Source organism: Nodosilinea sp. LEGE 07298 (genome assembly GCF_015207265.1).
In the GTDB taxonomy this organism is placed as follows: domain Bacteria; phylum Cyanobacteriota; class Cyanobacteriia; order Phormidesmidales; family Phormidesmidaceae; genus Nodosilinea.
Genome location: NZ_JADEXE010000018.1, coordinates 1 through 12,153 on the forward strand (window position 1 = coordinate 1; position 12,153 = coordinate 12,153).

Genomic DNA, 12,153 nt, shown 5'->3' on the forward strand with positions numbered 1-12,153 from the left:
GCACCAGTGGACTGCTGCTGCCGGACCGAAACTCATGACCGACCTGCTGGGATTACCCGATGCAGAGCGCACCCTGGTAAATTGGCTGGTGCGTCAGCGGGGTGCATCCCTGGCCGATATTGTGGCCCATACCCAGGCGGAACCCGCTGCCGTGCAGAACATGCTGGACAATCTGCTCGCAGCGGGATTTTTAACCACTGATGAGGCCTCAAACCCGGCCCTATTTAAGCCCAACCTGGTTTCGCGTAAGCCTCGTACCGTGCCCGATAAACTTTGGAATGCGCTCGATTAACGCTAGTTTGAGAACAGCCAAAACCCCTTCTAGCTGGCGTAGCTATAGACCAAAGCTAATGTGGGAGATCGCGGCTGAGCGCTGGTGAAGGGGACATCTCAATGGTTTCGGCCTCAAATACCTCGGGAATGCCGCCATTGAGCACGGTAATGACCTGAGGCGGAGTGGCATCGGGAGGATAGACCAGATCAACTTCAAGATCTTGACGGGCCTCGGCAGGAATGTTGAGCCTCAGCAGTGCCTCGGCTTCCTGTCCGCGACGCTGCACCAGGTGAACGTAATGGGTGCGCTCTAGGCCCATCTGGTTTTTAAACTTCAAGCGCACGGTGCCCCGGAAGAAAACGCGATCTTCGGGGGGCCGACGGAACCTGAGCCCCTGGACGAGGTCTTCGTCGCGCATGGGGGTTTGAAACTTGAGAGTGATGGTCTGCTCAGAGCCTCGATTGTTGTAAAAGGGGAGCTTGAGGCTGTAGCGCACGCCGTAGTTGCCGTGGGCGCGATAGGCCGTGTCTGAGTAGCGGGCGACCATGGGGGCGCTCTGAATTTGCCCAGTGCCAAAGGTGTTGCGGTCTACGGAGCTAATGACGTAGGAGAAGGCGTTGCCCGGTGCCGGAATCGTCAGCACGTCGGTATCGGGAGAGTCGGTAACGGTGGCCTTCCAGTTGGCACCCTTGGCGACTCCAGCCACTCGACCATAGTAAAACCGCCCAAAGCGGTAAGTTTCTGGGTCGGAGGGGGGAATGTCGCGGGGGCCAGCTAAGCGGCCTTGCTTGAGCACTTGTAGCCAGTCTTGCAGGGTCGGCACGCGCTCGTTGCCGTTGGGCAGTAGGTCGGCATAGCGGGACAGGCTAGCGACGTGCACCGGACCGCTGCTGGAGAGGTACATCATGGCCGTGCGACCATTGCTGGGTATGGGGCGAGGTGCGATCGGGCGGGGGGAGGTAGAAGAATTACTTTCGCCGTTCTCTGGATTGAGTTGGGCATCGGCGGCAGTGAGGCTAACAGGACGCACTGGTGGTTTAGGAATTGCGCTGCCCTGGGGATAGCTACCGTTGACGGGCACCGATAGCTGGCGAAGGGGAATGGGGGTATTCATCAATAGCTGCACGTGACCCGGCGGAACGGTAATGCGATCGGGCCAGTGGGACTGGTTGGCCCCGCGCAGAATATCGGTGGTGGTGCGACTACCGGGGCCAGCAAAAACATTGCCGTTGCTGCTCAGGCGCGCGTCGGGCAGGTTGATGAAGGGGGCTTCCTGGCTAAGGTAGCTTACCCCCTGGTGAATGGTGATGTCGACGGGTTCGGTGCCGGGGTTGTAAACCACTACACCCATGAACAGGGTGCGGCGATCGTCGGGGTTCACGCCCCGAGCGATGTGGTGGGCGAAGATGTCGAAGCGACCATTGAAGGCGTAATCAAGGTGAGCCTCGGGAGAGGCCATACCGTCTTTTGGGAAGGTGGAGAGCAGAATGCCGTTCTGCTGCACGACCTCGGGGCTGTTGCTGTTAAATACAGGAATTTCATCTAGGCCGCCAGGCAGGGGCCGTACTTCCTGGTAGCGGATGACCTCGGCGTAGCTGCCATCGCGGGGAATAACTACCGTTTTGGTTTCGGGGGTAGGGGTGACCTCGCCGGGGGGAAGTTGAGCAAACAGAGGAGAAAGGGTGATAGCGACTAACGCACTCAGCATGAATAACCCGCGGAACGACCAAAATAAACCAAATTCAAGTCCAGAAGTGGAGTTTTGCCGGTGGGAAAACTCCAGATCCCAAGCTGGACTTGGTGTACCAGTGAATTTAGTGTGCCCAGGGAATGATAATCCTGAAGCAGTAGACGACGACCCTGGCAACGGCTTCCGTTTGCCTGAAGGGCTTAACTAAACTGGGCAGCCAGGCTGGGGACTGCCGTTTGTTAGCGTGACGAGAGAAAGGTAACCGTGACCGATAGGAAGCCAAAACTATATTGGCCCGATCCACAATACCACCTTGGGGGGCGGGGTATTTGGCTGTGTTTTAGGGAAAATCATCGAATCTTTATAGATTTCCTAGCTTGAGCTACTGACCTCGCAGGGGCGCATCAAGCACCTTCACAATGCGATCGCTGGCATCTTCCAAATAGGCTACGGTGGCCACATCCAGTCGCTGACCCTGGCGAAGGTGTCGAGCAATTGCCTCCTGGAGCTGCCTGAGCTGGTAGCGAGCCAGCACCCGGGCTTCTTCGGGTGCACCCGCAGTAAATTCTTGGGCCACAAACCCGAGCAGATTGGTAACTCCTTCGCCAGAGCCATGGTTGCGCAGTACTAGGCTAGTCAGCGTATTTAAGTAGTGTCGCTGGAGCCCCTGACGCAGGCTGGAGATAGCCGTGGACTGGGCGGGCGGGTTGAGCACCTCAGCCCAGATCGATTGCCCCAGGGTGTCGAATAGCTCTGCCAGGGTAAACGCCTCGCCGCTGGGCTGATTGAACTCGCTATCGCGCAGCCGCAGCAAGCGATAGCCGTCTAGCAGGTTGCTGACGGTAAAGGCCTGGGTAAACAAGAGGCGATCGTAAATGGGGTAGTCAATGCGGTTTACGAAGGGGTCTTGCCCCCAGTCCATCCAGCGATCGGGGGCAAGGCGGTTGATTAGCTCTGGCGATAGCGTCAGGGCATCGGGGGCAAACACCCGCTGGTTGAGGACATCTAGGGCGCGCCGCTGCTCCGCTGCCGCGATCGGTGCGAAGGGGGCCTGCCCGCCAGAACTCCAGGGGTCGGTACGGGTAAAGCGCTGCCCGCCGATGTAATTGGCGATAATCGTGGCCTGCATGTCGTAGTGAAAAAAGACCAGGTTAACCCGCTGTCGCAGCTGGCCGTAGCCCTCGCCGGGGTTGACCGAATACCAATCTAGGCGGTCCCAGATCGTTTTTGCGATCGCCATCTGACCCTCGGCATAGCTCAGGGGGTCGTCGCTCATATCCCAAGGGCTGGCCATGGGGTCGAGCATGGCAAAGACATCTTCATCGGGGGCGTAGGCTAGCTCAGCGGCTCCGGCGCGATCGGCGATCGGCCGCAGCTCTCGCTGGGCGGTAATGGGGTTGCTGACCGGACGATAGCCGTACTCAATGGCCCACAGGTCGTAGGGGCCGAGCTGGGTAGGGAAGTAGTCACCCTGGGGTTGACCCGGGGGGGCCAGGTTGGGGGGTAAGTAGTCCATGACCGAGCTGGCCATGCCCTGCGACTGTGTCCTAGCTGGGTCATTTAAATCTGTGGGCGATAGCAGCGTGCTGCCCAAAAAGTTGTGTCTTAGCCCCAGCACGTGGCCGACTTCGTGGGCGGTAAGTACCCGTAGATACTGCTGAATGTAGGTCTCTTTGGCCTCGCGGCTAGAGAAGGGTGGCGCTAGCGTAGCAACGGCCAGTGACCCAAAGGCCGTGGTCTGAACGCCTCGCAGGCCTGCACAGTAGTCCATTGCGTCGATCCGCTGGGGCGCATTGGTCCGGGGTCGGTCGGTGCTTGCAGACAGGCGTGCCATCAGGCGATCGCCCAGGGGATGCCCACAGGGGGATAGCCCGCCTGCCATAGGGCCTGCCATGGAGGTTGCCCCAGTCGCCAGAGTGTCGTACTCCAGTGCCAGGTCGCGCACGATGCTGGCATCGAGAATAATATCGGCATCTAAAATTTCGCCGGTCAGCGGGTTGACCCGGGCTGGCCCCAGTCCGCTAGCCCAGGGGTACAGCGAGTCTGACCAGCGAATGACGTTATAGCGCACATCGGCAGGGTCCCAATCGGCGTTGTCGGGCATTTGGCGCACGTCGATCGCCTGGGTAAAGCCGGCTCGCTCAAAGGCAGCATTCCACCAGTTCACGCCGTCGGCGATCGCGGCCCGGTACTCCACAGGGGTCGTGTTTTCAACCCAGAAGACCAGCGGTTCTTTAGGGGGGGAGAGGGCAGCGGCGGGGTCCTGCTTTTCTAAATACCAGCGGTGAATATAGCGCACAAAGGGATCTGAAATGCCGGGTCGACCTGGCGATCGGTAGGCGGTGATAAAGTAGCCTACCCGTTCATCGGCCTGGCGAGCGTGGAAGGTGGGGTGCTTAGGAATGGCCGACAAGCTATAGCGCACCCGTAGGTTAAACCCTCGACTGTCGGGCAGGCTGCTGAGCCCCAGGGAAAAGGGCGATGTCGTGCTGCCTCCGCCCGAGAACCCCATGACCGCTTCAAGTTCTATGTTGTTAGGAAAGGCCTTGACTGGCCCCAGGTACGATGCCTCGGCGCTGACTGCATAGCTGCCCAAGGCCCACGGAAACTGAGCTGATAGGTTAGCGGGGTCGCGGCTGATCAAAAAATCTTTTAGATCGAGCAGAATTTCTCCAGTGTCGCCGTGGATGGCTTGAATGGGCAGGGTCGTAAGCACCGAGTCGCCAAAGGATTCTCGCAGCAGCCGCTGAGCCTGGGGCTGGGGGTCGCGGAAGTACACATTGGGCACCGCCACCTGGATACGGTTGTCAGGAATCTGGCGAAACTGAATCATTAAATCGTTGACGGGCCAGCCCCGGAACAGCCCCAGCTCTCCTAGCCCCGACTCCAGGTTGGCCATAAACAGCAGATTTTGGTTCAGCTGGCTGGGTTTGAGCCCCAGCAGAGCTCGATTGCGCTGCAAATCGTGGTAGATCGTAAACAGCCCTGTCGAAACCGTTAGCCCTCTGACTACATCGTCGAAGGGTTTGAGGTTGCCGGGTTCAACCGGGGTGGAGGCATTGGGGGTGGAGTTGCTACCGCCGTCGTTCTCGCTAGCGGCCTCATTGGCCTGGGCGTAGAGGAAGGGGGCTGGGGGCGATTCAACCGAGGGAGAGTAGGCGGTGGCGCGATCGCCGGGCACCCACCAGAGCACCGCCGCGATCGCCAGCCCGCAGAAAAAAATGAGTCCTAACCGTATGCCCCGCTTCACCCAGCGCACTCCTTATGCCCCTGCGATAGAGGCGTTTCGTGTTGTCATATGATAGACCCCAATTTCACTATTTTCTGACCCTATGCTGGAGACTGCCCCTGTCCTTGTTTCGCCACCGCTGCCTGTGGTGTGGCCCCGGTTTGAGCAGCCGCTAAGGTTGGGGGTCATGGCCTCGGGCAATGGCAGCAACCTGGAGGCGATCGCCCATTCCATCGAGCGCGGCGAACTGCACGCCCAAATTTGCGTAGTTTTGTACAACAATCCTGGCGCAGGAGTGGCCGAGCGCGCTGCCCGACTGGGGCTACCGACGGTATTGCTCAACCATCGCCACTACCCCAGCCGTGAAGCCCTCGACCACGATATTGTGCAAACACTCCAGGCCCACGGCGTGGACTGGGTGATTATGGCGGGCTGGATGCGCTGCGTAACGGCGGTACTGATCGACGCGTTTGCGCATCAGGTGCTCAATATCCACCCCAGTTTGCTGCCCAGTTTTCCAGGGCTGCGGGCCGTAGAGCAGGCGCTGGCGACAGGGGTCAAGGTGGCGGGCTGCACGGTGCACCAGGTTGAACTGGCGGTCGACAGTGGCCCGGTAATCATGCAGGCGGCGGTGCCGGTGGAGCCAGCCGACAACCCGACGACCCTCCAGGCTCGCATTCAGGTACAGGAGCACCGCATTTACCCGGCTGCGATCGCCCTGGCTGCCATGAGCCATTTGTCGATCTAGCGCTGAGCCATAGGGTTGACGAGCTGGTTGGCCGGAAACCGAGGATCGAGCTGAAGTAATATGTGGCGCTGATCGATAGTCAGCCAGCCCTCGGTTTTAAAATCCTTGAGCAGGCGAGTAACGGTAACTCGGGTGGTACCAATAGCGGTGGCCAGCTGATGGTGGGTCAGCCGCATCGGAATGCGAATACCACCGGGTTCAACATGGCCAAAGTCTTGGGCCAGCATAAGCAAAAAGTGCTTGAGGCGATCGGCGACCAGGCGCTTACCTGAGAGGGCTAGCCACGCTTCAACCTGCTGCATCCGCAGGGTGATATTGCGAAACATGCCCGCCATGAGCACCGAAGACCCTTCAATTTCGGCCATCGGCAGCGACAGCACATCGACATCGGTGAGGGCGGTGGCCCAGTAGGGGTCAACGGTGGTCAGGGGCAACCCCACGGGCATCGACGGCCCAGCCAAGCCAAGCAGGGTCTCGCTACCGTCTTGCTGAATGGTGAAGAGCTGGACAATTCCTCGGCAAATGATCAAGATTTCGTCAGCCCGGAGCGGCATGGGCCGCCCCGCCGCGTAGGGTACCAAGGCACGCTCACGATACAACTGCTCTAGGAGCTGAATGAAGGTCTGGTGGCTGCGAGGGTCGATAGCAGCATCGCGGGCAGCGGAAGTTGCGGTTACAGACACTGGGTTACCTAGAGTTCGCCGAGGTAACCTGCTAGCCCATAAAAAGCGCGACAGTCAAAGCGCGATATATAGTTATCGAGCTTGGGTCGATTCCGACTCGATGGCAGCAGGGTTCCCCGCCATCATCTTCAACGGCTTAAATTAAGAAACTCCTCAAATTAGGTTAAGCCCAGGCAAATAGTTCATTAATGTTTGTGATCTGCCGCACCAGCCACAGTGGGTTTGGCTATCTGCAACACATTTCGCCCGAGTCTCTCGTAAGGGCAAACGGCCGTTTGCCCTTACCCAAATTCATGCTTCAACTCAGCCACACCGAAAGAAGGCCTAGGCCTTTGGCAGGTAGTCGCGCACGTCGGTTACCTGGCCTGCCAACGCCGCTGCTGCTACCATCGCCGGGCTCATCAGCAGAGTGCGCCCTGAGGCAGACCCCTGGCGTCCCTTAAAGTTGCGGTTTGACGAGGAAGCGCTGATCTGTCGCCCCTGGAGCTTGTCGGGGTTCATGGCCAAACACATGGAGCAGCCCGCCTCCCGCCACTCAAAGCCTGCGGCGGTAAAGACCTGGTCTAACCCTTCGGCCTCGGCCTCCTGCTTCACCCGTTCAGAGCCGGGTACTACAAAGGCTTTTACCCCTGCGGCCACACTGTGGCCCTGTACAATCCTGGCGGCCTCGCGCAGGTCGCTGATCCGCCCGTTGGTGCAGCTGCCAATAAAGCACACGTCAACGGCGGTGCCCTTTAGGCTTTGGCCAGGGGTGAGATCCATATAGGCAAAGGCGTCTTGGGCTAGCACCTGCTCTTCGTCAGGTAGACTTTCGGGCCGGGGCAGGGTTTCGTGAATGGCAATGCCCTGACCGGGGGTAATGCCCCAGGTTACGGTGGGGCCAATGTCGGCGGCGCTAAACACCACTAAGTCGTCGTATTCGGCGTCGGCGTCGCTATGCAGGGTTTGCCACCAGGCTACAGCCTCATCCCAAGCGGCACCCTTGGGGGCAAAGTCGCGCCCTTTGAGATAGCTGTAGGTAATCTGGTCGGGGTTAACGTAGCCGCAGCGAGCGCCCCCTTCGATCGCCATATTACAGAGGGTCATGCGCTCTTCCATCGACATCGCCTCAATGGCGGTGCCAGCAAACTCGTAGGCGTACCCCACGCCACCTTTGACCCCCAGGGTGCGAATGATATGCAGCACAACATCCTTGGCGTAGACCCCGGCGGGCAGCTCGCCGTTGACCTCAATGCGGCGCACCTTGAGCTTTCCCAGGGCCAGGGTTTGAGAGGCCAGTACGTCGCGCACCTGGCTGGTGCCAATGCCAAATGCGATCGCGCCAAACGCGCCGTGGGTCGAGGTGTGGCTGTCGCCGCAGGCGATCGTCATGCCCGGCTGGGTCAGCCCCTGCTCGGGGGCAATCACATGGACAATGCCCTGGCTGCCCGAGCCGATGTTGTAGAAGCGAATGCCGTGCTCCTGACAGTTTTGCTCCAGCGCCTGCATCATCGCCTCGGCCAAAGGGTCAGCGAAGGGACGGGCCTGGCTTTCGGTCGGTACGATGTGGTCGACGGTGGCGACGGTGCGCTGGGGGTACATCACCGTCAGCTGGCGCTCGCGCACCATGGCAAAGGCTTGGGGGCTGGTAACTTCGTGCACCAGGTGCAGACCAATAAACAGCTGAGTTTGACCCGATGGCAGCGTGCCAACAGTGTGTAAATCCCAAACTTTGTCGAACAGCGTACCCTTGCTCATAGCAAACCTGTAGGCAAAAACGGTGAAACTTAGTTGGCGTTGAAAGCTGGCGTTGAAAGGGGCGGCGAATGCGTTGCCAGTGTTCTATCTTAGCCCAAAGCCTTTAGCCCAAAACCCCTGCCCCACAGCTCAAGCAAATATCTCTAGAGGTTGAGTTGACAACTGTATCCAGCGGCCGTTGCTGCCCCTTTATCAATTCTTTACGATTTCCTGGTAAGTCTCAGCATGGTGTGGCTACTTCACTGGGTAAAGCATTGAACGCTTGACCAGGGCTAGTCTGTACCAGACAAAATGGTTCGATTTATTTAGGAGATACATCATGGGTTTTCTAGGCAAGCTGTTCGGTAAGAAAGAAGAAGAAAAAGCTAAGTCCTCCCCCAAAGTTAATGTCAAGCAGGCTGCCTCTAAAGCCAAAATCGATGACGCCAAGGTGGGCATTGATGGTGAGTTCGACGAGAGCGGTCTGGCGAAGCGAGTGGCCCTGGCGTTTGACGAAGCCGGGCTGTCTGACAGTGTGGGTCTGTGGGTGGCCCAAACCGGTTCCACCGTGGTGCTGAAGTACAACTCCGATGCCGAGAGCGTACTGGATCAGGCCAAGAAAATTGCCATGACCGTAGATGGCGCGACCAATGTGACCACGCAGCCAAACGCCTAGGGCTAAAGATCACAACGGTTAATATCTAACCAATATCCACGCCAGAACTAGAGCGCTCTAGTTCTGGCGTTTTTAGTAATTGTTCTTCTACGCCATTCTTCTATCCAATCTCAACTGGAAGACCCGGACCAGGCGGGTAAAGTAGCTGTGGCCGCTGGGTAACCAGCCGCTGGGCACTATCGGCAGGGGAAAGGCCCCTAATGTCAACCTGTGGAATGACTCGGCGACGGCGCTCCAGATCGTGGCGGTAGGCGCGATCGTAGTAATCGAGAATGATCGCGCAAGCGGCGCGCAGGTTCCCGGACTGAATGTGTTGCACGGCAGCTTGGGTGCGATCGCCCCCCAGGCGCTTGCGAATTCGCTCGGTCGCCTCTACCAGATCCTGCGTAGACGCCTCGCCATAGATATCGACTAGCAGATCGAGGCGTTCATCGAGCGATCGCACCACCTCCACCGCCGGAGCCGTCTCCATCTGCGCAAACAGCTCGCTAGGAATGCGGCAGGTGCCCACCCGGCGACTCTCGGCCTCCAGCCAAATGGGGCGATTCCCCGAGAAGCTTACCCACTGTGCCGCCAGCAAATTCTCGTACTGCTCAGTCGAAGGCTGGGGTGGCAGCAGCAGCGCTCCAAAGCTGCTGCCCCGGTGGTTGGCCAGAGCTTCGAGATCCAGCACAGGTTCTCCTATGGCGACCAGCTCGTTGAGAATCAGCGTTTTGCCGCTGCCCGTCATGCCCCCCAGAATGGTGATCGGCTTTGGTGTCGCTAGGGTTTCGCGTACCCAGCGGCGGTACGCCTTATAGCCGCCATCTAGAATACGGACGGTAAACCCGGCCAGTTCTAAAATCCAGCCCATGCCGCCGCTGCGCATACCCCCTCGCCAGCAGTGCACCCGAATGTGGCGATCGGGGGCCAAAGCCTTGGCCGCGCGAACGAACTCGCCACACCTGGGGCCAGCGATATCAAAGCCCAGTTCTACCGCCGATTCGCGCCCCACCTGTTTGTAGCAGGTGCCGACTTTAGCGCGTTCGTCATCCGTAAACAATGGGAAGCTCACGGCCCCAGGGATGTGCCCATGCTCGTATTCCCCTGGGCTGCGAACGTCCAAAATTGGACCAGGGCCGCATAAAAAGCTGTCGATATCGAGAACCTTTGGCATAAATCAGGCTATTGCTACAAATTTCGTCGGCTTTATCAGCTTGCCGTAGCGATCGCAAAAGAAACGTACGCATTCGGGAGCCAGGTCGATCGCCAGCTCATCGTAGGCTCCGGTATTTGGATTTGGCCAAATCAAAGCGTAATCTCCCTTCACAAACTGAAATCGCTCTAAATCTCTCAAGGGCAAAAGTGCTGGGCCAGAATCTTCCTCAATCAGCAGAGGGTAGAAATCTAACTCGTAAATCTCCACATCTAATGAAGCCTCAAACCAGAGCCTCAGCACATATGCATCTAAATACTCGGCCTTGAGTAACCCGTTTTCATGATTGTTTTGCCACTGGGTTGTATTGGTGGCCAACGTTCGCCAAGTCTCCCACATCAAGACCTTTACCCCACAATTTCAATTGGTTTGCCGTGCATTGCTCGTTGCCACTGCTCCAGAAGAGCTTCTTCGTGAGCGTCTACCCAAGCTTCGATTAAGCGCTTTAGTTTGGGTGGTAGTGATTTGCCGGGTTGTATCTATTGCCGAGACTTAATTTCAATTCGGTAGCTACCGTAATCGTTTTGGTACTTGATATGGACATGGGGTGGTGCATGGTCGTTGTAGTTCATCAAAACGACCAACAATCCCTGTCGGAAGGGGTGTGATACAGGCGGCATTGTATAGACCACAGCATAACTAATTGTACTTTCAGACAATGAGTTGTCTCTTAAGACAATTCAGTTAGGCATCGGTGTAGCGGTCGGAGTCGCCCCGTTAAGAGGAGCAGGCACCACAATGTATCCCTCATCGCGATCGCCCAATACCCAATTCCTTTCCATGCCCCAGGTCCACCAGTGAGCCGCCGCGTAGGCGCAGGTGAGGCTGTCGAGCTGGTCCTCTACCGCCTTCATGGCCGCCCCTGTGAGCGGAATCTCAGGCAGATCAGAGTCCTCCAGGTTGAGAGCAGGTTCCAGGGTTGGCAGCACGTCAAGCTGATGCTGGCGCAGTTTCTCCAGCTCAGGCCGTCGCTGGGCCAGGGTGCCTTTTTTGTACTTAAAAATTTTGCTGAGGCCAAACAGGTGCACCGTCACCGGGTGAGGAAACACCTCCAGCTGAAACCAGCCCTGGGGTCGGGCTGGACTGTGGGGCACGTGAGCAAAGCCCAGGGATTCGAGCGCTAGGCCAAAGGCGATCAGCTTTTCGGCAAAGGGACGGCCCTGGTTGGCGGGGTAGCAGCCGGCATCGTAACGGCCAAAGTACTTGTGGGCCAGGCGATCGGGCAGGCGCATCCCGGTTTCGTTAGGGATCAGGGTTGGGGCATCGACGGCGACCACGGCATTGGCTGCACCGTCAGCCCAGTGCGAAATCCAGGCGAGAATGTCGGCGGTGGATTGAAGGCGATCGAGCCTTACTAATTTGAGTGTTTTATCTTCCAGATGCAGGCAGCACAAGCCTGTGGGGCCACTCTGCCAGCCCAGGTCAACGCCGAGAAAGCGGTGGTAAGACTCGCTCATTCTTCCAGATCCACATAATCCCGCTTTAGCCCCCGGCGGTACAGGCGGGTGTTGACCCGGGGGTAGTCGCAAATGTCGAAATCCAATCGCATGCCACCTACCAGGTAAACCAAATCATCGGTAAACGGGTTGCTGAGGCTATGGGCTAGCCCCCCAGGGGCAAAGCCCATAAAGTCACCGGGGCCAACCTCAACGGTTTCTGCCCCAATTTCTGCCAGTCCCCGCCCTGAGAGAATATAGATGAACTCTTCCTCGGCCTGGTGGACGTGGTATTGGGTCGAGTCGTGGCCCGGTTCGACCCGCACCAGGTGAATGCCCAGGTGATGCAGTCCGGTTTCGTCGCCCAGCGACTTGCCGTGGCGGATTGCCCTAGGATTAAGAGGGTGAACAAAGACAGCCTCGGGTAGAGCTGCGATTGTCGCGGCGGTCAGTAGTGGATGAGGATCGGTCATAGGTCAATTCCCGTAGTAGCGTAAATGGGTTGG

11 protein-coding genes and 1 pseudogene are annotated in these 12,153 nt (G+C 58.3%); 3 read left to right on the plus strand and 9 right to left on the minus strand.

What is annotated here, in order from left to right; genetic code table 11:
* Positions 1–292: helix-turn-helix domain-containing protein (locus IQ273_RS04250; RefSeq protein ID WP_228052311.1), on the plus strand; the 292-nt coding region annotated here is incomplete at its 5' end.
* 55 nt (positions 293–347) lie between these two features.
* Here the strand turns inward: IQ273_RS04250 and IQ273_RS04255 are convergent.
* Together IQ273_RS04255 and IQ273_RS04260 are read right to left on the minus strand one after the other, a co-directional pair.
* A complete protein-coding gene (locus IQ273_RS04255) occupies positions 348–1,982 on the minus strand; it encodes a DUF3370 domain-containing protein (protein WP_194021931.1) in 1,635 nt (544 codons plus the stop codon).
* A 364-nt stretch (positions 1,983–2,346) separates the two neighbouring features.
* Complete coding sequence (locus IQ273_RS04260; RefSeq protein WP_194021932.1) at positions 2,347–5,214, minus strand: zinc-dependent metalloprotease; 2,868 nt, start codon at positions 5,212–5,214, stop codon at positions 2,347–2,349.
* A gap of 82 nt (positions 5,215–5,296) precedes the next feature.
* On the opposite strand from IQ273_RS04260, the gene purN reads away from it, so the two are divergent.
* Complete coding sequence (gene purN / locus IQ273_RS04265; protein WP_194021933.1) at positions 5,297–5,941, plus strand: phosphoribosylglycinamide formyltransferase; 645 nt, start codon at positions 5,297–5,299, stop codon at positions 5,939–5,941.
* On the opposite strand, the gene IQ273_RS04270 is transcribed toward purN, so the two are convergent.
* Together IQ273_RS04270 and leuC are read right to left on the minus strand one after the other, a co-directional pair.
* Positions 5,938–6,624 carry a Crp/Fnr family transcriptional regulator gene (locus IQ273_RS04270; protein ID WP_194021934.1) on the minus strand — a complete coding sequence of 229 codons (687 nt, stop codon included), beginning with the start codon at positions 6,622–6,624 and terminating at the stop codon, positions 5,938–5,940. The genes purN and IQ273_RS04270 overlap by 4 nt on opposite strands.
* A 324-nt stretch (positions 6,625–6,948) precedes the next feature.
* Positions 6,949–8,361 carry a 3-isopropylmalate dehydratase large subunit gene (gene leuC, locus IQ273_RS04275; protein ID WP_194021935.1) on the minus strand — a complete coding sequence of 471 codons (1,413 nt, stop codon included), beginning with the start codon at positions 8,359–8,361 and terminating at the stop codon, positions 6,949–6,951.
* Positions 8,362–8,680: 319 nt separating this feature from the next.
* On the opposite strand from leuC, the gene IQ273_RS04280 reads away from it, so the two are divergent.
* Entirely contained in the window at positions 8,681–9,016 is a 336-nt protein-coding gene (locus IQ273_RS04280; protein WP_194021936.1) for a hypothetical protein, read from the plus strand.
* Positions 9,017–9,116: 100 nt separating this feature from the next.
* Here the strand turns inward: IQ273_RS04280 and mnmH are convergent, their stop codons facing one another.
* The 5 genes and pseudogenes from mnmH to IQ273_RS04310 form a co-directional block, all read right to left on the minus strand.
* Complete coding sequence (gene mnmH, locus IQ273_RS04285; protein ID WP_194021937.1) at positions 9,117–10,172, minus strand: tRNA 2-selenouridine(34) synthase MnmH; 1,056 nt, start codon at positions 10,170–10,172, stop codon at positions 9,117–9,119.
* Between the two features lie 3 nt (positions 10,173–10,175).
* Positions 10,176–10,529: a hypothetical protein gene (locus tag IQ273_RS04290; RefSeq protein ID WP_194021938.1), complete on the minus strand. Its 354-nt coding sequence runs from the start codon at positions 10,527–10,529 to the stop codon at positions 10,176–10,178.
* A gap of 29 nt (positions 10,530–10,558) precedes the next feature.
* Positions 10,559–10,831 (minus strand): annotated as a pseudogene (locus tag IQ273_RS35665) (DUF4160 domain-containing protein).
* Positions 10,832–10,891: 60 nt separating this feature from the next.
* Positions 10,892–11,668 (minus strand): DUF429 domain-containing protein, encoded by a 777-nt coding sequence (locus IQ273_RS04305; protein ID WP_194021940.1) that lies wholly within the window; start codon positions 11,666–11,668, stop codon positions 10,892–10,894.
* Positions 11,665–12,120 (minus strand): cupin domain-containing protein, encoded by a 456-nt coding sequence (locus IQ273_RS04310; RefSeq protein ID WP_194021941.1) that lies wholly within the window; start codon positions 12,118–12,120, stop codon positions 11,665–11,667. The genes IQ273_RS04305 and IQ273_RS04310 overlap by 4 nt, the downstream gene beginning before the upstream one ends.
* Between the last annotated feature and the right edge of the window lie 33 nt (positions 12,121–12,153).

Coding starts and splice junctions, on each gene's coding strand:
- IQ273_RS04305 (WP_194021940.1), bottom strand. CDS start 11,668: ATGAGCGAGTCTTACCACCGCTTTCTCGGCGTTGACCTGGGCTGGCAG.
- leuC (WP_194021935.1), bottom strand. CDS start 8,361: ATGAGCAAGGGTACGCTGTTCGACAAAGTTTGGGATTTACACACTGTT.
- IQ273_RS04310 (WP_194021941.1), bottom strand. CDS start 12,120: ATGACCGATCCTCATCCACTACTGACCGCCGCGACAATCGCAGCTCTA.
- purN (WP_194021933.1), top strand. CDS start 5,297: ATGCTGGAGACTGCCCCTGTCCTTGTTTCGCCACCGCTGCCTGTGGTG.
- IQ273_RS04255 (WP_194021931.1), bottom strand. CDS start 1,982: ATGCTGAGTGCGTTAGTCGCTATCACCCTTTCTCCTCTGTTTGCTCAA.
- IQ273_RS04280 (WP_194021936.1), top strand. CDS start 8,681: ATGGGTTTTCTAGGCAAGCTGTTCGGTAAGAAAGAAGAAGAAAAAGCT.
- mnmH (WP_194021937.1), bottom strand. CDS start 10,172: ATGCCAAAGGTTCTCGATATCGACAGCTTTTTATGCGGCCCTGGTCCA.